This is a genomic window from Serratia silvae (genome assembly GCF_023282985.1).
Lineage (GTDB): Bacteria > Pseudomonadota > Gammaproteobacteria > Enterobacterales > Enterobacteriaceae > Chania > Chania silvae.
The window spans coordinates 139,564-160,132 of the sequence record NZ_JAGQDC010000002.1 but is presented as its reverse complement, the minus strand read 5'-3'; the positions used below and the strand labels follow the sequence as shown (position 1 = coordinate 160,132).

General features: G+C 54.7%; 17 protein-coding genes. 3 read left to right on the top strand and 14 right to left on the bottom strand.

What is annotated here, in order from left to right; translation table 11 throughout:
* Positions 1 to 15 precede the first annotated feature (15 nt).
* From KAJ71_RS02795 to KAJ71_RS02780, 4 genes are all read right to left on the bottom strand, one after another.
* A complete protein-coding gene (locus tag KAJ71_RS02795) occupies positions 16 to 2,454 on the bottom strand; it encodes a fimbrial biogenesis usher protein (protein ID WP_248944288.1) in 2,439 nt (812 codons plus the stop codon).
* Positions 2,455 to 2,466: 12 nt separating this feature from the next.
* Entirely contained in the window at positions 2,467 to 3,267 is an 801-nt protein-coding gene (locus KAJ71_RS02790; RefSeq protein WP_248944287.1) for a fimbria/pilus chaperone family protein, read from the bottom strand.
* An 87-nt stretch (positions 3,268 to 3,354) separates the two neighbouring features.
* Positions 3,355 to 4,053: a DUF1120 domain-containing protein gene (locus KAJ71_RS02785; protein ID WP_248944286.1), complete on the bottom strand. Its 699-nt coding sequence runs from the start codon at positions 4,051 to 4,053 to the stop codon at positions 3,355 to 3,357.
* A 595-nt stretch (positions 4,054 to 4,648) separates the two neighbouring features.
* The gene (locus KAJ71_RS02780) at positions 4,649 to 5,845 is read right to left on the bottom strand and encodes a nicotinamide mononucleotide deamidase-related protein YfaY (RefSeq protein ID WP_248944285.1); all 1,197 of its coding nucleotides are present in this window, start codon (positions 5,843 to 5,845) and stop codon (positions 4,649 to 4,651) included.
* 244 nt (positions 5,846 to 6,089) lie between these two features.
* Here KAJ71_RS02780 and tyrP point away from each other — a divergent pair, with 244 nt between their 5' ends.
* The gene (gene tyrP / locus KAJ71_RS02775; RefSeq protein WP_021805972.1) at positions 6,090 to 7,298 is read left to right on the top strand and encodes a tyrosine transporter TyrP; all 1,209 of its coding nucleotides are present in this window, start codon (positions 6,090 to 6,092) and stop codon (positions 7,296 to 7,298) included.
* 42 nt (positions 7,299 to 7,340) lie between these two features.
* Here tyrP and KAJ71_RS02770 read toward each other — a convergent pair whose 3' ends face one another.
* Positions 7,341 to 7,880 (bottom strand): YfaZ family outer membrane protein, encoded by a 540-nt coding sequence (locus KAJ71_RS02770; RefSeq protein WP_248944284.1) that lies wholly within the window; start codon positions 7,878 to 7,880, stop codon positions 7,341 to 7,343.
* Positions 7,881 to 8,217: 337 nt separating this feature from the next.
* Here KAJ71_RS02770 and katA point away from each other — a divergent pair, with 337 nt between their 5' ends.
* Positions 8,218 to 9,654 (top strand): catalase KatA, encoded by a 1,437-nt coding sequence (gene katA, locus KAJ71_RS02765; protein WP_248944283.1) that lies wholly within the window; start codon positions 8,218 to 8,220, stop codon positions 9,652 to 9,654.
* A gap of 58 nt (positions 9,655 to 9,712) precedes the next feature.
* Here the strand turns inward: katA and menE are convergent, their stop codons facing one another.
* From menE to menF, 6 genes are all read right to left on the bottom strand, one after another.
* Complete coding sequence (gene menE, locus KAJ71_RS02760) at positions 9,713 to 11,095, bottom strand: o-succinylbenzoate--CoA ligase (RefSeq protein WP_248944282.1); 1,383 nt, start codon at positions 11,093 to 11,095, stop codon at positions 9,713 to 9,715.
* Entirely contained in the window at positions 11,083 to 12,066 is a 984-nt protein-coding gene (gene menC, locus KAJ71_RS02755) for an o-succinylbenzoate synthase (RefSeq protein ID WP_248944281.1), read from the bottom strand. Before menC ends, menE begins: the two co-directional genes overlap by 13 nt.
* Positions 12,066 to 12,923 carry a 1,4-dihydroxy-2-naphthoyl-CoA synthase gene (gene menB, locus KAJ71_RS02750; RefSeq protein WP_021805976.1) on the bottom strand — a complete coding sequence of 286 codons (858 nt, stop codon included), beginning with the start codon at positions 12,921 to 12,923 and terminating at the stop codon, positions 12,066 to 12,068. Before menB ends, menC begins: the two co-directional genes overlap by 1 nt.
* On the bottom strand, positions 12,907 to 13,695 hold the full coding sequence (gene menH / locus KAJ71_RS02745) for a 2-succinyl-6-hydroxy-2,4-cyclohexadiene-1-carboxylate synthase (protein ID WP_248944280.1): 789 nt from the start codon (positions 13,693 to 13,695) through the stop codon (positions 12,907 to 12,909). The genes menB and menH overlap by 17 nt, the downstream gene beginning before the upstream one ends.
* Positions 13,695 to 15,368: a 2-succinyl-5-enolpyruvyl-6-hydroxy-3-cyclohexene-1-carboxylic-acid synthase gene (gene menD / locus KAJ71_RS02740; protein WP_248944279.1), complete on the bottom strand. Its 1,674-nt coding sequence runs from the start codon at positions 15,366 to 15,368 to the stop codon at positions 13,695 to 13,697. The genes menH and menD overlap by 1 nt, the downstream gene beginning before the upstream one ends.
* A 268-nt stretch (positions 15,369 to 15,636) precedes the next feature.
* Positions 15,637 to 16,938: an isochorismate synthase MenF gene (gene menF / locus KAJ71_RS02735; protein ID WP_248944278.1), complete on the bottom strand. Its 1,302-nt coding sequence runs from the start codon at positions 16,936 to 16,938 to the stop codon at positions 15,637 to 15,639.
* A 287-nt stretch (positions 16,939 to 17,225) separates the two neighbouring features.
* Here menF and KAJ71_RS02730 point away from each other — a divergent pair, with 287 nt between their 5' ends.
* Positions 17,226 to 17,393, top strand: a complete 168-nt coding sequence (locus tag KAJ71_RS02730; protein ID WP_248944277.1) for a hypothetical protein — start codon at positions 17,226 to 17,228, stop codon at positions 17,391 to 17,393.
* A gap of 210 nt (positions 17,394 to 17,603) precedes the next feature.
* On the opposite strand, the gene KAJ71_RS02725 is transcribed toward KAJ71_RS02730, so the two are convergent.
* The 3 genes from KAJ71_RS02725 to KAJ71_RS02715 all read right to left on the bottom strand — a co-directional run bounded on the left by KAJ71_RS02725 (position 17,604) and on the right by KAJ71_RS02715 (position 20,513).
* Positions 17,604 to 18,098 (bottom strand): DUF1097 domain-containing protein, encoded by a 495-nt coding sequence (locus KAJ71_RS02725; protein ID WP_248944276.1) that lies wholly within the window; start codon positions 18,096 to 18,098, stop codon positions 17,604 to 17,606.
* Positions 18,099 to 18,270: 172 nt separating this feature from the next.
* A complete protein-coding gene (locus KAJ71_RS02720; RefSeq protein WP_248944275.1) occupies positions 18,271 to 19,512 on the bottom strand; it encodes an MFS transporter in 1,242 nt (413 codons plus the stop codon).
* 137 nt (positions 19,513 to 19,649) lie between these two features.
* Positions 19,650 to 20,513 carry a DMT family transporter gene (locus KAJ71_RS02715; RefSeq protein WP_248944274.1) on the bottom strand — a complete coding sequence of 288 codons (864 nt, stop codon included), beginning with the start codon at positions 20,511 to 20,513 and terminating at the stop codon, positions 19,650 to 19,652.
* Positions 20,514 to 20,569: the final 56 nt, after the last annotated feature.

The window sequence follows — 20,569 nt, the reverse complement described above, 5'->3', positions numbered from 1 at the left end:
ACCTTTGTTATGCGATTAACTACATTTGGCGGTGATATTTTCATAAGCTCCCCCCTTTAGCGCTTTTTCCGGTACGGAATAGTGCAGGCTGCATTGCTGCTCCTGCCAACGCGCCACCAGCGGGCGTTTGTCATTCAGGTCGGTAAGAAACACGGTGCCGGCATCAACCGCCGTGGTCACATAGCTACCGTCTTGCGCGATAATGGCACTGCCTTTCGGCAGCGGCGAACCATCCATCAGCGTTACCGCCAACAGCCCATTGCGCGTCTGCTGCAAAAGAAAATGGGTATTGGTTACCGCCCCGTGACCCGCCACGATTTGCCGGTAGCCATTGCTAACATCAGTATTTTCTGGCAATTGTTCTGTGTTTAACTCTATTCGGCCCACGGCATAAGCAGGCAAACCCGGCACCACCGCTTTACCTCGCCAGTCGGTCCACACTTTTCCCTGTGGGGTGCTGATTTCAACCCCACCAACAGCGGGCTCCACCGCCACCACGCCGAAGGTGTCATTAATCTTATGCGGTGAGAACACCACGCCTTCCTGATGGACTACGATACCACCCGACAAAGTACCGGAGTAATTACGGGTATGGTCCGTCGCCGCGTAACCATATAGTCCAGCAGTGGTATAGTGCAGGTTGCCGTTAAGGCTACCTGACAGGCTGGTATCGCGTTCCTGTGTCATGCTGTGTTCTGCCGCCAATGACCAATTGCTGTTTTCCGTCAGGCCACCGCTCGTTTGCAGACCCGCTGCCGCTGAATCTGGCGTATGGCGATAATAGCTGCTGACCACCTGGCCACCCAGTGGAAAACTGAGGTTAACGAACAGGCTGTCGCGATCGGTATTGCTGCATCGGTAAGCGGCGTTGCAGTTGTGTAAACTCCGGCTCTGGCGTTGCCAGTTTACCGAGGCGGTCACAAAGCCAAAATTTCGGTTCCAGGTGGCCATCAGGCGCCGAGTATCCCCACTGTTACCCCCCTGACGAGTTTGGCTGGCAGAGAGCGAAATGTTGCCCAGCGTCGCTTGGTGCCAATTCATCCGCAATCCGGCGCTGGTGCGGCTGTAGGGACTATCGCTGGTAGAAACCGAGTCCGTCAGTTCCCGATAGCCTGGAGAATACACAGTGACATCACCACCAAATCCGAGATTCAGTGGGGCTTGCCAGTTCACCGAAGCGGTGCTCTTTGCCCCCTGTCGGCCATGGTTCTTATCCTGACTCAGCGCGGCGGACAAGCCCAAAGAGACTTCCTGACGCGGACTAACAGTGATCCCCACACCGCTGCCCTGATAGCCAGAAGCGATAATTGCCCCGCCCTCCAGCAATACCCGCTGAGAAAGCGCCCAGCCATCAGACAGGCTGGCCACCCAAGGCTGCTCATAGCCCTGGCTAACGCTATCCATACGCAAGCGCCCCAGCGCCAAAGACCAGGTGTCTGGGGCCTTTGGTACCAGACTGCGAAATGATGCCGCAGTGATTGTATAGGCTTCTTCCTGTCCATCTGGGGTTATCACCTTGAGTTGCAGATCACTGGTGCTGTTCAGTATAGGAAGCTCCGTTAGCGTAAAGGGCCCGGCAGGCACTAACGTGGAATAAATCAGGATACCGTTTTGGCGAACTTCTACCCGTGACTGATCCGCGTGAGCAATACCGCTCACTTGCGCACCTTCCCCCTGGTTGCTGAGCGCGGTCTGTGGTATCAGTTGCATCCCATCGATGGATGCTCCAGCCAGTAGATTATTGGAAAAGTTTATTTGCCCGGCCTGCAACAGTTGCTTTCTATCTACTAAAGTTTTCTGTGCGTACACATAAGCGTTGTCTAAGGTAAATCCACCTTCACTGCTCTGGCGCAGGTTATGCGCACCGCGCACCATCCAGTCACCCGCGTTAAAACCGCTTTCCAGATTTAGGTTACTGAAGCTTGAGTGATTACCGTACGACGAAAAATAGGAACGATAAGCGGAATAATTCAGCAGACCAGCCGCACCACCTTGCTGGAAATGCGTTAGGTCATTTTCCTTCTCCACCGCTTCCGGTGGCACCACAATATGCACTTCCTGAGTAGCTGGCAGCAGAGAAACCGTAGCGGTCGGCCAGACTTCGGTAAGCTGTGGGCAGGCATCTGCGCCTGCACTCTCCTGCCGCAGTGAGGAGTCGAATCGAATACCGGCAGACGCGAAGAACGATTCATCAGCACACATTTCACCACTGCGGCCAAAGGCCAACCTCTTCATGCCCCGTTGAGTGCCGTTTACCTCCAGATCCACTTCCGTGATACCTGGCGTAAAACGCCCTCCTTGCGCAAAGTAGGCAGCGGTAGATGGGTCAATACCCAGCGCTTTCAGCCGACTTTCACTGAAGTTGGTCAATTTGGCACCTTCTGCTGGTGCGGAGCAACCCCAGCAGATCAGCATAATGGCCGAGGTCAGTAATGAATGGCGGGCTGTCTTCATAGTGGTGAGAAATTATTTCCCGCTCAGAGGGGCAGTCTGTACACCAACACTAAACCCGTAACGAGTGACGGGGGAAAACTCCACCCGCTGTTGGCCGCTGATACGGACACCGGCAGGTGCGGTAACCATCAGGGTTTCTCCCGGCAGGATATAACTCTTGCTCAGGGACAGCACACTACCTGCGGGTTGCAGTTTGACCTGTGAGGTCAAACGCACCACATGACGGCCGGTATTAGTGACCTTCAGTTTGTTTGCGCTAACGGACCAGTCCAGATCGGTCCACATGTCACGTTTAGCACTCAGCCCCTTTGGCACGATAATCACCGGCAGATCCTGACGCACGCTCACAGACACCTGGCTGTTATCCGTGGTTCGTTCAGTCACACCTTCAAAATAAACGCGTTTGATATGTTCGCTCTGCAATGGAGTATCGGTGTTCAACACAAAGCGTACACGTTGGGACTGGCCTGGCTCCAAACGAGCCACTGGTTGGGTTACAACCAGGCGTGGAGCCGGATCGTCAGGTAACTCAACAATTTTGGTATACAACAGCACCGGAACATTTTCCGTGTTTTTAACATTAATGCTGCCGCCCTTCTGCGCTTCATCAATAATGACCGCTGAAGATTCCGGTAATACACCAGATGCACGTGACTGAGTAGAGAAGATGGCTAACGCGACCAGCAAAAAACCACACAGTACTAAATTTGATTTTAAATTTTTATGTCCAGAAAAAGACTTAAATTCAGGCAATAACTTATTGGATATTATTCGCTTAACGGAAAGAGAATAAGCAGGTAATTGAAAATGCATAACACACACCTCATAGAAAACAGTATTAATAAAAAACAACGGATAAACATTGTCTGGCAGACCACTGCCAGACAAGACACCGAGGGTTTACAGGTACTGTAGGCTTAGGGTGGTGTTAGTGCTAAAGCTGATAGTGTCTTTCATGTTCTCCACAATTGCAGGGGAAATTGCGGCAGAGATATTGATAACACCAGAGATATCGGTAGCGGCCTGAGGCGAAGTCTCTGTCCCCCAGCTATGTAATGCGGAGCCATCTTGATACATCAGATGCCCTTCTGCATTAGAAACCGCAGTCCAATTAACGCCACCATCTTTAGAGGAGATAAACTCAGCACTTTTGCTATCCAAGGTCGCACTTGCAAGCACAACGCTATAATAGCCCACCTCTTTATCTTCAACTAATCCCAGTGATGCAAGCTGACCAATATCGTTACGAATCGTTTTATCAGTATCACTGACATAGCTCACAACACTGGCAGTGAGCGAGGTAGTAACCGGGGTGTCGGCTTGTGCAGATAACGCTACTTTTGCTGATGAGTTACATTGGATATTAAAATTAACGGGCTTATAACCTAGCTGGTAAGCATTATGCTCTTTCTTTTTCCCTTTCAGCTCGCTTTCTGTCAAATTGCCGAAGTCAACTGAGCCGTCAACAGAGATAGAACAAGCGGTAGGAACGATAGATCCTTTCACCGTAATTTGAGCTGTTTCTGCAGCCATTGCTGAGAGGGAAGCAACAGAGGTTGCGAAGACAAGGGACAGCGCTGTCATTTTAAACAATTTCATTTAAGTACCATTTTTGAGATTAACCAACATTGACCATCCCTAGGCCGGACACTTCCTCCATGACTAACCAATAAATAAACATCTAATTCCGAATTTTGTTGTTTAGACGAAACAAAAAACTAAAAGGAAAAATTGAGGGGCAAGATGGTAATTCAACGGCCATGGCTTTTGGAAGACATAAATACAGGTAAATTTCTGTCGTTTGATAGGTAATAACTATAGATAATAAAAAGTTAATAAAAAAACGTAAATAATTAACTTATAATTTTTTAATTAACGTTAACAATCAACAAGATACAATCAAGCCCACCAAAAGAAGCACACACGATAATCCAACAAAAAAGAAACAATTAATCTGGGATATATCACCGCCATCAACAAGTTTCTCTCCGATAATGTCGACTATTCCCTGCTAGCCAGTTGTTAGACAGCTCAATTCTAACTAGCTCATTGATTTTAAAAACCAGCGCAGCATGCGGCGCCCCGACATGGTGATCCGGCGGAGATTTGCTGAATTGGTAGGGAACGCGCATATTCGAGCGTAGGGGCACTGCATGAGGAAACCCCTACGTTTTGAGCCTGTTGGGAAATGCTTCTACTCGATAATCTCCACAATTTCCAGCCAGCCGTTTTTGCCGCAAACCTGGCCACCATTCAGCCAACGGCGCAGCATATCCAGCGCCAGCATCGCGACCGATTCCTGACGTAAGCGCAGGCTATGACGCGTAGCGCGATAACTCACTGTCTGGCCAATTCCGCCCTTTGGCGTATGCAAGGCTACGCTAACCCGCTCCCCTTCCATGGCGCTAACCGCCAACGCTAACTGCGCGCCGGTAAGCTGAGCCAAAGACTGGGCTCGCGCCAGCAGCGTTGTCAGCGTCTCGGTGCAATGCGCAGGTAACAGTTCACCACCGGCCAGCGGGGCCGCTTCGCTCTGCAACTGCAAATTGATTAGCCCGGCGGTAAATTGCTCGCTCAGCGCCAACGTCAAGTTCTGCTGCTGTAAGCATTGCGTTAGCTCTGCCGGTAGCCCAGCCGTACCTTCAAAAATCGTATTGTCACCCGCGACCTGCCGTACTCGCTGCCAGGCTTGTTCCATCGCGGCACGCTGAACCTGTGGACCGGTCAACTTCAGTTCAATAATCGGGCTGGAAGAGCGATAACCCAACACTACGCCTGGCGGCAAAAGCATACCGTCCAATTCGGCGGCCAAGTCGCTTTCCGAAGTACCGAAGGTCGTTAGGCGAAGACACAACGGCGGCTCAGGCAGAGTAAAACCCTGGCGCAGGCGCGGCAGGATTTGCTCTTCTACCATCACTTTAAATTCGGAAGGCACGCCCGGCGTAAAGAACATACGGCACTTGTTCAGCGTTAAGGCAAAACCACAGGCGGTGCCAACGCGGTTATCCAGCATTTCCGCATTAGCCGGGATCCGTGCCTGTTTACGGTTGGAAGCCGCCATCGGACGGCCGCGTTCCGCAAAGTAGGCCTCCATACGGGCGATCCATTCAGGATGTTCGACTAGCTCAGTAGCGCAAGCCTTTGCTGCAGCCAACGCGCTGAGGTCATCGCTGGTTGGCCCCAGACCGCCATTAACGATCAACACGTCGGCAATATGGCTACGTTCCTGCAGGGTTTCGATCAGAGAGGAGAGGTTATCCCCCACCGTTTCGCGCCCGCTCATCGGTAAGCCTTGCTGGAACAGGTAATCTGCCAGCCAGGCGGCGTTAGTATCAATAATTTGCCCGTGCAGCACCTCATCACCGGTACTGAGCATCTCCACCCTTAACATTGATCTCTCCCTTGTGTTCAGAGCTCTCCACTATAGAAGCACGTAAACAACTTTTCACTACGCACCGAACGATATTGTTGTTTAAAGGCATTTTTTATTGCTTCCCCAACCCACCCATAACTGTAAATTTAAACGTACACCACACGTAACGCCGGTTTGACACAAAATTGGCAATCAACTATTCTGCCGCACTAAAAATAGGGCCACGAAAACGCCCCTAAATCATCCAATAGCAGAGAAAAACGTGAAGAATCGCACGCTGGGCAGTGTTTTTATCGTGGCAGGCACCACCATTGGTGCAGGGATGCTGGCTATGCCCCTGGCGGCGGCTGGCGTGGGATTTGGCGTAACGCTGGCACTGCTGGTCGGGCTGTGGTTATTGATGTGCTATACCGCGCTGTTGCTGGTGGAAGTTTATCAGCATGAGCAGGCGGACACCGGTCTGGGGACGCTGGCCAAACGTTATCTGGGCGGTGGTGGCCAGTGGCTTACCAGTTTCAGCATGATGTTCCTGATGTATGCGCTGACCGCAGCCTATATCAGCGGCGCTGGCGAACTGCTGGCTGTCAGCATCAGCCAGTGGACTTCTCAGGACTTCCCGACTTATCTCGGCGTGCTGCTGTTTACCCTGGTTGCTGGGGGCATCGTCTGCATCGGCACCCATTCAGTGGATCTGTTCAACCGTATTCTGTTTACCGCCAAGTCGATTTTCCTGATCGTCATGCTTGGCCTGATGATGCCGCACATCCAGCAGACCAACCTGCTGACGCTCCCGCTGGAGCAAGGGCTGGCGCTCTCGGCCATCCCGGTGATTTTCACTTCGTTTGGTTTCCACGGCAGCGTACCTAGCATCGTCAACTATATGGGCGGTAACATCCGCAAGCTGCGTTGGATCTTTATCATCGGCAGTGCCATCCCGTTAGTCGCTTATATCTTCTGGCAGTTGGCGACGCTGGGCAGCATCAGCTCCACCACCTTTGTCGGCATTCTGGCACAACAGGCCGGGCTGAACGGTTTACTGCAAGCGGTGCGTGACGTGGTTGCATCGCCTCATGTCGAGTTGGCAGTGCATCTGTTTGCCGATTTGGCGCTGGCAACCTCATTCCTGGGGGTTTCGCTCGGGTTGTTCGACTTCCTGGCCGATCTGTTCAAACGCCAGGATAACGTGCGGGGCCGTTTGCAGACCGGAGCCATCACCTTCCTGCCGCCATTGGCATTCGCACTGTTCTATCCGCGCGGTTTTGTGCTGGCACTCGGTTTCGCGGCAATCGCGCTGTCCGTACTCGCCCTGTTGCTGCCTTCGTTGCTGGTTTGGAAAACTCGTCGGCGGCATCAGGCCAGCTATCGAGTCTGGGGCGGGACGCCAGCATTGGCGTTGGTGTTTGTCTGTGGAGTAGCGGTGATCGCCATTCAGATCAGCATCGCCAGTGGCCTGTTACCAGCTATCGGCTAACAGAGATAAATGGGGGCCAAAAGCCCCCATCGCAGGCAGGGATCAGAAGCCCACACCCACACCGATATAAGGACCATCGGCTATCGTATTGTCGCGGTTGCCGTCTTTACCTTCGATGTTGATGTAACGATAACCGACATCCACATTGAACGGACGAACGTTTAAGCGCACGCCGCCATTGGCCTCGTTATAGGCTTTTGCCCCGCTGGTCATCGATTCAGGAGCGAAATAACCCTCACCATACAGGCTGAGGTAGCGGTTGATATCCCATTGTAGACCGCCTCCTAACGCCAATGCCCCGCCATCTTTGCCATCTTCCGGGCTAAGATAAATGGCCTTGCCGCCCACAGTGACACTCAAAGGCCCAACCGGCAGGCCGAAGCTCAAGCCCAGGCTCCCGATGTCACCATCATGATCGCTACGGATCCAGTTACCGCTGATCCCCAAGCCCACCGTCGAGCCCCCTAAGCCTACACCAAGGTTGGTGTAATGTTCCCCTGCCTCACCACTCACGCTGATCGCATTGGCAGAGCCAGCCACAAACAGCAAACCTGCTGCACACGCGACTAAAGTTTTGTTCATTATTGATCCTTTTCATTCTTCATCATCAGGGAGTGATGATGCCTGGCACCCGAAAAAATTGGGTGATGAGTGTAACCGAGTTATCATTAATTCCTGGCTAATTTAAAGCAATAAACTGTTAATTTTTCAATAAATTGTAAATAAATAAAAATCCCCCCCCCCTAAATTGCAACGATAAGCTCTACCTATTTGCCGAGGACTAAGAATAAGTCTACAACTAGTAGTACCTTTGATGGAGGTCAGCAGGACAGGCCTTTTCATTAGTTAATATGATGAAGATCTACAGCACCCGAAACTGAGCTATCAACTTAACTGCAACAGAGTAAGGAGCATATTGATGAGCAAGAAAGGATTAACTACCGCGGCTGGCGCACCCGTTGTTGATAATAATAACGTGATCACCGCCGGTAAGCGCGGCCCGATGCTACTTCAAGACGTTTGGTTCCTGGAAAAACTGGCCCACTTTGACCGAGAGGTGATCCCAGAGCGTCGTATGCACGCCAAGGGGTCCGGAGCTTACGGCACCTTTACCGTCACCCACGATATAACTCCGTACACCCGCGCAAAAATCTTCTCTGAGATTGGTAAGCAAACCGAAATGTTCGTCCGATTCTCTACCGTTGCCGGTGAGCGCGGGGCTGCCGACGCCGAACGTGATATCCGTGGCTTTGCCATGAAGTTCTATACCGAGGAAGGTAACTGGGATCTGGTCGGTAACGATACTCCCGTGTTCTACCTGCGCGATCCACTTAAATTCCCTGACCTGAACCACGTGGTAAAACGCGATCCGCACACCAACCTGCGCAATCCGGTGTACAAATGGGACTTCTTCTCCCATCTGCCTGAATCACTGCACCAGTTGACCATCGACTTCAGCGACCGTGGCCTGCCTAAATCCTACCGTCATATGCACGGTTTCGGCAGCCACACCTTCAGCTTTATCAATGCCAATAACGAGCGTTTCTGGGTCAAGTTCCACTTCCGCTGTGAGCAAGGCATCGAAAACCTGATGGACGATGAAGCAGAAGCCATCATCGCCAAAGATCGTGAAAGTTCGCAACGCGATCTGTTCGACTCCATCAAGAACGGTGACTTCCCGCGCTGGAAACTGCAAATCCAGATCATGCCAGAGCATGAAGCGTCACAAACCCCGTATAACCCGTTTGACCTGACCAAAGTCTGGCCGCACGGCGACTACCCGCTGATCGATGTCGGTTTCTTCGAGCTGAACCGCAACCCGGATAACTACTTCTCCGAAGTGGAACAAGTGGCCATGAACCCGGCCAACGTGGTGCCTGGCGTGAGCTTCTCACCGGATAAAATGTTGCAGGGCCGTCTGTTCTCCTATGGCGATGCACACCGCTACCGCCTGGGCGTCAACCATCACCAAATCCCGGTAAACGGTGCCAAATGCCCGTTCCATAACTATCACCGTGATGGGGCGATGCGTGTGGATGGTAACAGCGGCAACGGCGCAACCTATGAACCAAACAGCTTTGGGGTGTTCCAGGAGCAACCTGATTTCAGCGAACCGCCATTGAGTATCGAAGGTGCCGCCGATCACTGGAATCATCGTGAAGACGACGATTACTACAGCCAACCGCGTGCGCTGTTCAATCTGCTGAGTGCCGAGGAGCACCAACGTATGTTCACCCGCATCGCCGGTGAGCTGTCGCAGGTGCCAGAACAGATCCAACGCCGTCAGGTTGAGCTGTTCACCAAGGTACATCCCGATTACGGTAGCGGCGTTGCCAAGGCTCTGGGGCTGAAATAATCGGTTACACAAATAGCAAGGCCGCCTTCGGGCGGCCCCTTTTTCGCGACGCAACTCATTATGCCTGCAGTTGGCTGCTCGCCCACTTTTGTAGACGACGGCGCGAAATCTTGATACCGCCGTTTTTTAGCTCGTCGGGCAATGCCAATGCGGCAATCGGCCGCTGGAAGTTCGCCAGCCGGTCTTGCGCCCAGAGCATTAACTCTTCCAGCGTCAACTCGCCTTCCAGATCAACCACCGCTACCGGCCGTTGGCCAAACTCCGCATCGTCAACCGGCACGATAAACACCTGCAACACCTGTGGATGCGCGGCAAAAATACGTTCCACATCTTCCGGCTGAACGCCTTCCCCGCCGCTGAAGAACAGGTTATCCAACCGGCCAATAATACGCAGTTCGCCCTGCTCCATCGCACCACGATCGCGGGTATGGAACCATCCTTGCTCGTCGGTAATGGGCACTAGCTCGCCCCGCAGCCAATAACCCAGCGCCAGGCTGGTGGAGCGGATCCAGACTTCCTGATCCACCAGGCGTATTTCACGGCCAGGTAAAGGTGCCCCAACGCCAGGCAGTTCGTCGGCACGCTTGGCGCAAACCGTTGAAGCCAGCTCCGTCAAACCATAGCCGCACCAGCAGTGGATCCCTACCGCCTCAGCCTGTTGGGTGAGTGACACCGGGATCATCGCCCCACCAAGCAGCACTTCTTTTAGCGCATGTTTGGCCATCGGTTCAGACAGCAAACGCCAAAGTTGGGTTGGCACCAGCGAAGCATGGGTGCATCCCGCCAGCGCATCGGCCAAGGGTTGCATTTCGCGCACCACAAGCTGTGCCCCTACCGCCAGCCAGCGCCAGACAATGCCCTGACCAGACACGTGAAACAGCGGCAGCGAGAGCAGCCAGCTGTCCTGCGGCTGAAACTCCATCAGTTGCAACACGCCATCGGCGCTGGCAAGGTGGCCGGCATAGCTATGGGCGGCGGCTTTTGGCAAGCCGCTGGAGCCGGAAGTCAGCGTCAACGTTGCCAGTCTTTGTTCATCCCACGGCAACAGCTGCAAGTAGCACTCATCAACGCCCGGCGGCGACAAGACGATCGCGCCAGGGGGCAACTCAGGCAAACCATCCGGGCTGAAAGCAAAGTCGATATCCAGATCCGGTAGCAAAGCCGCCAGCATCGGCGTAGGCAGCGTCGGATTGAGTGGCAGCAGGCGCGCACCGCACTGCAAGAGCGCGAGATAGGCCAAAAGCAGCGGATAGCTGTTTTTCCCACACAGCAGCACACCGCTACCGGGTAATACCCCCTGGCGCTGAAAGTCGGCAGCCAGCACTTCCACCTGCCGTTGCAGCATCAGCCAACTGACCGGCTGTTGTTCAAAGATCACCGCGGTCGCCTGCGGGCGCTGTTTGGCCCAATGCCGCCACGGCCAATCACTCAACTGCGCCATACACACTCCAAGGTATCAATGCCCAATAGCGGCAAGGTGCTCTCTGGCCAGCAACGAATTAACTGGGCCTGCATCAGGTTCAACGTATCCAAACCCGGTACCGTCTGCGGCGTCAACCAATGCGCGACGCGTGCCAGCTGTGTCAAACCAAGGCTGGATTCAATACTGGAACTGATCACCGCCGCCAGCCCGGCCTGATGTGCCTGCATGACCAGCTCACGGCAGCGAGCCAGGCTCCCCACCAAGGTCGGCTTGATGACAATGGCCGCCACCCCCGGCTCCGCCTGCACGACAAAATCGGCTTCACGCACGCTTTCATCCCAGGCGATGGCAATCCCGGTTGCCTGGGCAAACTCCCGGGATTCGTCACGGGTTTTGCAGGGCTCTTCCAGAAACGCGATGCGATCACGCCACGCTGGATTGACGTATTTGGCAAAACCGTCCGCTTTGGCCCGGCTCCAACTGCGGTTGGCATCCAACCTTAGCTTTAGGTCAGGCAAGGCTTCCAGCAACACGTTGACGACCATGCCATCCCGCACCGCCTCATACAGCCCCACCTTCACCTTGGCCACTTTCTCCCCCGGCAGCGCGGCCAACATGTCGAACAGCTCGTCGGGATCGCCAGTGCACAGCGGTGCCTTGCGGTAGTCGGCCTGCGTTGGCAATTGCCCGGCCATTTCCGCCAGGGCACAGCTGGTACCGAAGGCCACCGAAGGCCACTCGTTTTCCGCTGGCGGTTCACCCGCCACCCATGCCTGCACCCAGGCCAATGTGGCCTGTTGCGCCTGGTCGAGTGTCTCCTGGCTGAACTCCGGCAAGGGGGCTATTTCCCCCCATCCTTGCTGCTCACCTTGTTGCAGGTGGATCAGCAAACCATCTCGGGTTTTCAGCCGCTGGTTGCGCAGCACTACGCCCGCCTCCATCGGCAGGCTATAGCGATAAATCGCAGCAACACGGGTTAATGCCGTCATTACGGGTTACGCTTGAATTTGCTGAAGTCAGGCTGGCGTTTTTCGATAAATGCGTTGCGCCCTTCCTGACCCTCATCGGTCATATAGAACAACATGGTGGCGTTACCCGCCAGCTCTTGCAGCCCGGCCTGACCATCGCAGTCGGCGTTCAGGGCGGCTTTCAGGCAGCGTAGGGCCATTGGGCTGTTCTGCAACATCTCACGGCACCAGCGCACGGTCTCTTTTTCCAGATCGGCCAACGGCACTACGGTGTTGACCAGGCCCATATCCAGCGCCGCAGCGGCGTCGTATTGGCGGCACAGGAACCAGATCTCACGGGCCTTCTTCTGGCCGACGATACGCGCCATGTAGGAAGCACCCCAGCCGCCGTCAAAGGAACCGACTTTCGGCCCCGTCTGGCCAAAGATGGCGTTATCGGCCGCAATGGTCAGATCGCACATCATATGCAGCACGTGACCGCCGCCGATGGAATATCCAGCCACCATCGCCACCACCGGTTTAGGGCAGGTGCGGATCTGGCGCTGGAAATCCAGCACGTTCAGGTGGTGCACGCCGCTGTCATCACGATAGCCGCCGTAGTCACCACGCACTTTCTGATCGCCACCGGAGCAGAAGGCTTTATCCCCGGCACCGGTAAGAATGATGGTGCCGATACCGTCGTCATAGCGCGCGTTCGACATCGCCTCGATCATTTCCTTCACCGTATGCGGGCGGAAGGCGTTACGCACCTGCGGGCGGTTGATGGTGATTTTGGCAATACCGTCGCTGGATTTGTGATACAGAATGTCTTCGAAATCACCCGAGCAGTCCTGCCAATCGATCGCGGCGTACAGTTGTTCTTCATTGGGATACAGCATGTTTGGTTCCTTTTTTAGCAAGAAATGCATCGAGCGCGGCGGCAAAATCTGCCGGATTGGCCAGATGAGCGTTATGACCCGCTTCTGGCACGGTTTGCAATGGCAAACCGGCATCACGCGCCAGCGCCTGAAACTTATGATCGTCGGCACCGCATAACACCATCACTGGCAGTGCCAACTGTTGTAATTGGGGCACCAACCAAGGCTGCCGCCCGAGTGAAGTGGCCTCCAGCATGTCGGCAATGGCCGGGCCATGATTATCGGCACGGGCGGCGATCAGCGCCTCGCGGTGTACCGGGCTGAGGTTGGCAAATACCGGTTGGAGATACCAATCGGCCAATACCGTTTTGATCCGTTCGGTGCGGAAACGCTTCGCCCAGGCGGCATCATGGGCACGCCTTTGGGCACGCAAATCTTCGTTCTCTAACCCTGGATTACCCCCTTCGATCACAATGCCTTGTAGCCCTTGCGCATCGCCGCAACAAGCATGGTACATGGCAATGCGCCCGCCGAGTGAGTAGCCCACCAGCCAGTAACGCTCAATATTATGCTGCTGCAGCGTGGCGGTGATTTGCCTGCTGACGTCAGCAAAATCCAGACAGGATTGACCGGCAGAATCGCCATGACCAGGCAAATCAATCGCCAGCGATGGCCACTGCTCACAACGCGAGGCGATCACCCGCCACTCATTGTTGTTCCCCAGCAGGCCATGCAGCCAGATCAACCATGGGCGTTGGCTTTCGCCCTGTTGTAACACGCGGGAAGCCAGCATCAGTTTGCCCCCATTTTTTGCACCAGATGTTGCAAGGTTTCTGCCCCATCGCTCGGCGGCACCTGCAACTCAATCAGCGTGGCACCGCTATGACGCCAGGCTTTTTCCACCGCCTGCTGCAACTGGCCCCAGTTTTCTGGGCAGGCATAGTCAAGCTGGAACATGGCCGCCGCATGGCTGAACTCCACGTCCTGTGGCATACAGTAAAACCGCTGGCGCTCCGGTTCCGGCGTTGGCAGCAGCGAGAAAATCTGCCCGCCATTGTTATTCACCACGATCAGCACAGTGGGTGCCGAACACTGGCGCAACAATGCCAGAGCGTTCAAATCGTAGAGTGCGGAGAGATCGCCTACCACGGCCAACGTAGGCTTGGCTGTGGCGCGCTGTACCCCAGCCGCAGTGGAGATTAAGCCGTCGATACCGCTGGCACCGCGATTGCTGAACACCGGATAACCGGCAGGCAGCTGGGTTAAGGCATCGATCAGGCGCACAATCAGGCTATTGCCGAGAAACAGCTGGCCGTTCTCCGGCAACAGCTCAGGCAGACGATGAGCCAGTTGTGCTTCACCAAACCGGTTAACCAGGTATTTTGACGTCGCATCAAGGGCATCATCTGCCAGCGCGGACAGATCGCCAGCCCAAGGTGAGCGAGGTTGCGCTGGGTGCAGATCGAGCCACTCTCCAACGGCAGAACGTATGCGGCGGCCACGATGATGTGCAGGATCGAGTCGCCCAGTCAGATCGTCGATCAGCCAGTACGCCTCAGGCTGACAGCGTTCCTGCCACTGTAGCAGGCGTTTGCCCGTCAGGCTGCTGCCAAACTGCACCACCAGTTGCGCGCTTGCCAACAAATCGCGAGCCTGGGGGTTAGCCAACCATAAATCAGCACAGGGCAGCGGTTGTCCCGTTTGCGAAAGGGCATCGCCGATCAACGGCCAACCGAGCATGCCCGCCCATTCGGCCAGTTGCACGCCCTCTTCCGCCTCCATCCGGCCAGCGATAATCACGCCGCGTTTCTGCCGCCAGAAAAACCAGTCCGGCTGCTTAATAACCTGATAGGGATCCATTTCACGCAGCCAAGGATGGGTATCCTGCCACCAGTCCCCTAACTCTGCCGACCACTGCTCATACAGCTGTTCATCTCCGCCATATAACGGCTCCGCAAACGGGCAGTTGATATGTAGGGCACCGTGCCGCAGGCGCGCCATCGCGCTGTCCAGAGTAGACACCAGCCAGCGAGCCGGAATATCCGGGCTTGGGCGCGGTAAATCGATGTTCAAGGTAGGGTGGCTCGAGTAGAGGCCGTTTTGGCGGATCGCCTGATTGGCACCGCAGTTAATCAACTCCGGCGGACGATCGGCGGTGAGAAACACCAACCGCTCCCCGGTTAACCCGGCCTCGATCAGGGCAGGATAGAGATTTGCTGCCGCAGTACCCGAGGTGACGATCACCGCCACCGGCTCACGCGTGGCTTTTGCCAGGCCGAGTGCTAAATGGCCCAGGCCCCGCTCATCGAAATGAGTATGACAGACAAAAGCACGGTTTGCGGCGGCAGCCAGCGTAAGAGGCGTTGAGCGCGAGCCCGGAGCGATACAGACATGCCGCACTCCATGGCGAACCAGCGTTTCCAGCAACAACGCCGCCCACCGGCGATTAAAAACACTTGTCGACATATTTCGCTCACAAGTAGTAAACAGAGGTTACGCACCGAGGCCTACCCAAACGAGGTAGCGAACCGGGGATCATAACTCTGAATTATATAAGTAATTATCTTTACGGCTTTTGCGCCAGCGCAAAAACGCCGTATTTCCCTGTGGCAGGTTTAACGTTCCTGACCCCTATTAAATCAATTCCGACTTTCAAAGCCTAAAAGGCAAAGCAATGACGAACAAAAAACAAACATATAAGACACAATAAGTTTACACACGAAGATCGGCCTGCTCAATGCGCCAGCCCAGAATGTTCTGGCTGCAATAGGGTACGTAAGCCCGCCGCCTTATTTTCGATCTCTTGCCACTCCTGCGCCGGATCGGAACCGGCCACAATCCCCGCCCCGGCATACAACTCTACCTGAGCATCCTCGATCTGGCAGGAACGCAGTGCAACGCAGAACTCAGCCTGTGCCGCAGAAAGATAACCCGCAGAGCCAGCATACCAACCGCGGGAAAAAGGCTCATACTGGCGGATAAACTCACGCGAGGCCTGGCGCGGCAGTCCGGCAACCGCAGCCGTCGGTTGGAGCCGTTGCAGGCAATCGGCATCATTACAATGGTTCAGTTGCCCTTCAATACGCCGCCGCAAATGCTGTACCTTGCGCAACCTCACCACTTCTGGTGGCAACACATCGACCGCTCTGGCACCGCCTTGCAAACGCTGACAGATATCATCAACCACCAGCAGGTTTTCCTGCTGGTTCTTGCTGTCTTGCAGCAACCACTGTGCCAGTGCCTGGGCTTGCCGCTCATCGGGATGGTTGGCAACAGTCCCCGCCAACGCCTCGGTCAACAGATGCTCCCCCTCACGCAGGTACAATCTTTCCGGGCTGGAGCCAAGAAATGCGGAATGTGCATCAAAGCGCAACATAAAGTGGTAGCATTGGTGATTCACTCTGCGGCTGGCGGCCATCATCGCAGGGGCAAACAACGGGCTCTCCAGCGTCAACACCGAGCTGCGCGCCAAAACCACCTTATCCATCTGCTGCCGATGTATCGCCTTCAGCGCATCGCGCAACATGGTTTCCCACCCGGAACGTTCCGGTTGATGCTGCACCGACAGCACTTTCACCTGTAAATTCTCGATCGGTTTTGCTACCAGCAGATTTTCAAGCCAGGCAAGCGCCACTTGGGCGTCATCACTCAATGCCTCTTCAGAAAACAGGTTGAGCGTCAGTTCACATTTGCCTTGGCGATTGAGAATTTCCAGGCGCGGCAAAAACAGCTGGGCGTCACCGTCGAAGGCAGTCAGCCCCCATAAACGGGCCGCAGGATAGGCATTCACGAATGCCTGCGCCATTAAAGGGTGTGAAAACTGCCGTAAAGCGCCACACACCGCCGCCTCCTGCCGCCCTTCGCGATGACGCCAGTAGAATTGAGGGAACAGCACCTGCGCCGCCAGCCACTCCAGCAGCAAATCGCTCAGATGGCCGGGAACCGTCACAGTGAGCTGCCGAAATCCGGCTTCACAGGGAAGATCGTGCCCAAGCTGCTGACGTAGCCGCCGCAGCAATCCCGAAAGTTGTTCCACTGCCACCCCATTAACCAAACGTTATGTGGGGAATTATACGGTAAATCACCCCTCACGGGCGGAAAAATAGCGTCTATTAACCAATACCTTGCGCCGCTAATTATTCATTAAAACTGAATTTTAAGATCAAAAAACAACCACACGCGCACGCGGAACTATACATAGAAGTCATGTTCCTGCCGCAGTGAAATCCTGTCATATCAAATCGATAGTCAAATCAGGATGTTCACAGCCTCCCAATGGTATTAACCCACTGTCCTTTGGGCCAGATGTAAGGAGCTTTTTGCGTGAAAGAAATACTTATTAATTGGTTAAAGAAAAAGCGCCGCTCTCCCAAAGTGGCCCGGTTACCATTACGGCATAACCGGGCTACAGCCGAAACACCTCCCGCCAGCAACATCAAGGCAGAGCTGTTTTCTGTCGACCAAATGGAGCGCTATGAAGAGGTAATCTGACCCTGGGCGAGCTTTGGGCGCTCGCCGCGTAGCGGTAGAAGTGGCTCAGGCGCAGGAAGAGCGCAGCCTGACCGAAGTCAGCCTGACTCCCGATGAGCTTAGCTTAGCCATCAACAACCCTTGGTCGTCGTCCCATGGTAGGACACGACCTGGATACACGCCATCGGAATGTTGATTAAAAAAGAGGCATGACAAGAAACTGACGCCCTTTCAGGCGTCGGTGGAGGCTTGTTCGGCCAGCGCTACAGAGGGGGATTTACGGCGTGCGGCCAGCCACAGGCCACTGTTTTTCATGGCGTAGCCAAACAATAGCCCAACCAGCAGTGAGACCGTGATCAATGGCCAGTTGCCGTCACCGGCGAAGGTGGCGCAGGCACCGATAAAAGTACCGGGAACAAAGCCAAACCATTGTTGTTTGGCCTGAATACACATCAGGAAGGCGACGATGCCAGTCAGCAGATAACCCAGAATGCTCCAGGCAGGTTCCAATGCGCTGCCGTGAATAATGACCATCGCCCAGAACACGCCGCTTAAACAAGTCAGTGTGCTGATTGCCAGGCCCTTGAGGCCACCTTGCGGACAGGCAAAATAGGCCGTACAGCCAAGAAAGCCCGCCCAACTGATTAGCCCAAGGCTGATGGCAACCCAGCCCCATAAGCCGGAGAGAATACCGGTGGTTACCGCAATGGCAAAAATGACGTTCATAATCCTGATCCGCTAAAAATAATCCACACAGTTTACGCGAAATCAGTCAATCAGATGTGATAAAAACCACACCAACAGTGCAAATTGATAGATTATAATCATAAAAATGAGAGATTAGTCACATAACCAGGGTGTTTTTCATTATCCAACGCGAAAAAACCGCTAGCAAGGTTCAGCTCGGGAAACCCACTCGCGTAGCCCATAGCCCCAACACCACGCAGACGATGGCAGTAACCAGGAATAGCAGGTTTACCGCCAGTTGTAGACTGGCATAATCGATGATGCTGCCAAGCAAAATGGGCACCCAGTTGGCAACATAAGCAATCACATAGAACAGTGAGATCAGCCGCGCATGGCTGGCTTTGGGTGAAATCAGGTTAACCAACGTCGCACTGCCGACAAAGATAGCGCCATAAGCATAACCGGCTATCGCCATCCCTGCCGCGGCCAGCCCCAGTGAATGGATATGAATGGCTTCGGCAAATACCACCACCGCCAACGCCTGCGCCAGGCAGCCAAACATCAACGAATGGCGCGCATTAACTTGACGGCTCAGGATCTGGCTGGCCCCGGCAATCAGCAGGTAGACCGCGATCACATAACCGAAACTGCTGCGGTTTTGCATACCCAACAGCGTTTCCGCCACGTTGGGGCCGATCGCCAGGATGCTGGCAGCCAGCGCCCAACAGACAAACAGTGCGCCAGCACACACGAAAAATCGACTCCCGGTTGCACGCAGGCCCGCAGCCAAGGTATTTTCCCCTGCCCCAGTACCCTCAGCCAAACTGACGCTAGCTTTGGCCACCACACGCGCAGGCCAGCTCAGCATAATCCCCAAAGCGGCAATCGCTGCCACCACCATGATGACCACAAACGGCATCGAAGTGGTATGAAAACCGGTCTGCAACGCTATACCGCTAAAGATCGGCCCCAATGCCAACCCAGCGGTAAAGGACAAGGTAGCGATTAGCGCCGCCTGCTTGCCACCGTCAGCGGGGCCAAAACGGACCAACGCAATATTTGCCGCACCGGTCAACGCCCCCGTGCCTACCCCGGCCAGCAAGCGAGCCATCAGCATCAGAGAAAATGAATCGGCCACGGCAAAAAGCAATGCCCCCAGCAACACCACCAGCAGCGCCGGGACGATCATGCTGCGTAAATCTTTCACCTTGCCAGCCAGGTTGCCCACGGCGAACAGGGAAATCAGCACGCCAGCGGCATAAGCCCCGTAGATCAGGGTCAGGCTGACCGAGGTCAGTGCCAGTTGCTGTTGGTACAAGGGATAAAGCGGCGTTGGCGCACTGCTGTTGAGCAGTGCCGACATCAAGGCCAGCGCAAGAAACAGCACAATGACTCCAGGCGAGGAGGCCGTATTGGCTCGCGTAGTTTTATCAACGGCTAAACCGTCAGACATGATTTTCTCCCTAAATACGCAGGCAAATCATCTCACCCGCAAAATATCAGGCGCTCATCATACCGTTCAGAGCTGGCCGCCCAAACCACCAACAATGCAGCACTATGATGCATTGTTGCAGGTGGCCCGCGGCGAAATCACACCGAAGCCGTTGATACCTTTTTAGCGGGTGCACGACGTAAAATGGCCAACGCGCCGGAAAGGATGATCAGCACCATGCCCGCCGCAGCGATAAACGACAGGGTCTGGGCAAAAATCAGGTAGCCGAGCAGCGTGGAGAAGATGATCGTGCTGTAGGAAAGAATACCGACGGTGACCGCATTGCCACCACCATAGGCGCGGGTCATGGTGATCTGCCCCAGGCTGCCGAATACACCGATAGCGCAGACGTACAACAGGCTGGTGGCATCCAACGCGGCGAATCCCACAATCGAACTCATCACCACACCAAACAAGGTACCGACCAGCGAGAAGTAAAACACCACACGCAGTTCAGGCTCCCCGGTACGCACCAGTTTACCGACGTTGAAATAGGCCAGCGCCGTCAGCAATCCAGACAACAGGCCAATCAAGGTGGCGGTATATTCCCCGTTCGGTACATCTGGACGCAACAAGATCAGGATGCCCACAAAGCCCAGCAGCACCGAGAACAGCAGCTTGCCAGTCAGTTGACCTCTGGCCGTGACGAAGGTGATCACCGATTGGAAAATCGGGTTGGTATAGCCCAACGTGGTTGCGGTGGCGATAGGCAGATGGATCAGCGCATAGAAGCCGCAATACATGGCCGCATTACCAATCGCGGCACGCTTCATGTGCAAGCCAAGGTGCCGGGTGCGAAAACCGATGTTTTTGATTTTTATCAACGCCGCTACGATGGCCACGTTGATCAATGAACGGTAAAAAATAATATCGAAGAAACCGACCTTGGCCGAAGCCAGTTTGATGCAGGCTCCCATCAGCGCGAAGAACACGCTGGCAGCGACCATCCATAAAGCAACCATGATTTCCCCAGAATGTGGCCCGACAAGACCACAAAATAATCTCTTGATCGGCGGTT

Excerpts from the sequence above, each read along its gene's own strand:
- KAJ71_RS02790 (WP_248944287.1), bottom strand. The coding sequence starts at position 3,267 with ATGCATTTTCAATTACCTGCTTATTCTCTTTCCGTTAAGCGAATAATA.
- KAJ71_RS02715 (WP_248944274.1), bottom strand. The coding sequence starts at position 20,513 with ATGGTTGCTTTATGGATGGTCGCTGCCAGCGTGTTCTTCGCGCTGATG.
- menE (WP_248944282.1), bottom strand. The coding sequence starts at position 11,095 with ATGGCGCAGTTGAGTGATTGGCCGTGGCGGCATTGGGCCAAACAGCGC.
- KAJ71_RS02780 (WP_248944285.1), bottom strand. The coding sequence starts at position 5,845 with ATGTTAAGGGTGGAGATGCTCAGTACCGGTGATGAGGTGCTGCACGGG.
- katA (WP_248944283.1), top strand. The coding sequence starts at position 8,218 with ATGAGCAAGAAAGGATTAACTACCGCGGCTGGCGCACCCGTTGTTGAT.
- KAJ71_RS02785 (WP_248944286.1), bottom strand. The coding sequence starts at position 4,053 with ATGAAATTGTTTAAAATGACAGCGCTGTCCCTTGTCTTCGCAACCTCT.
- menB (WP_021805976.1), bottom strand. The coding sequence starts at position 12,923 with ATGCTGTATCCCAATGAAGAACAACTGTACGCCGCGATCGATTGGCAG.
- KAJ71_RS02770 (WP_248944284.1), bottom strand. The coding sequence starts at position 7,880 with ATGAACAAAACTTTAGTCGCGTGTGCAGCAGGTTTGCTGTTTGTGGCT.
- KAJ71_RS02795 (WP_248944288.1), bottom strand. The coding sequence starts at position 2,454 with ATGAAGACAGCCCGCCATTCATTACTGACCTCGGCCATTATGCTGATC.
- KAJ71_RS02720 (WP_248944275.1), bottom strand. The coding sequence starts at position 19,512 with ATGTCTGACGGTTTAGCCGTTGATAAAACTACGCGAGCCAATACGGCC.
- KAJ71_RS02725 (WP_248944276.1), bottom strand. The coding sequence starts at position 18,098 with ATGAACGTCATTTTTGCCATTGCGGTAACCACCGGTATTCTCTCCGGC.
- menC (WP_248944281.1), bottom strand. The coding sequence starts at position 12,066 with ATGACGGCATTAACCCGTGTTGCTGCGATTTATCGCTATAGCCTGCCG.
- menH (WP_248944280.1), bottom strand. The coding sequence starts at position 13,695 with ATGCTGGCTTCCCGCGTGTTACAACAGGGCGAAAGCCAACGCCCATGG.
- menD (WP_248944279.1), bottom strand. The coding sequence starts at position 15,368 with ATGTCGACAAGTGTTTTTAATCGCCGGTGGGCGGCGTTGTTGCTGGAA.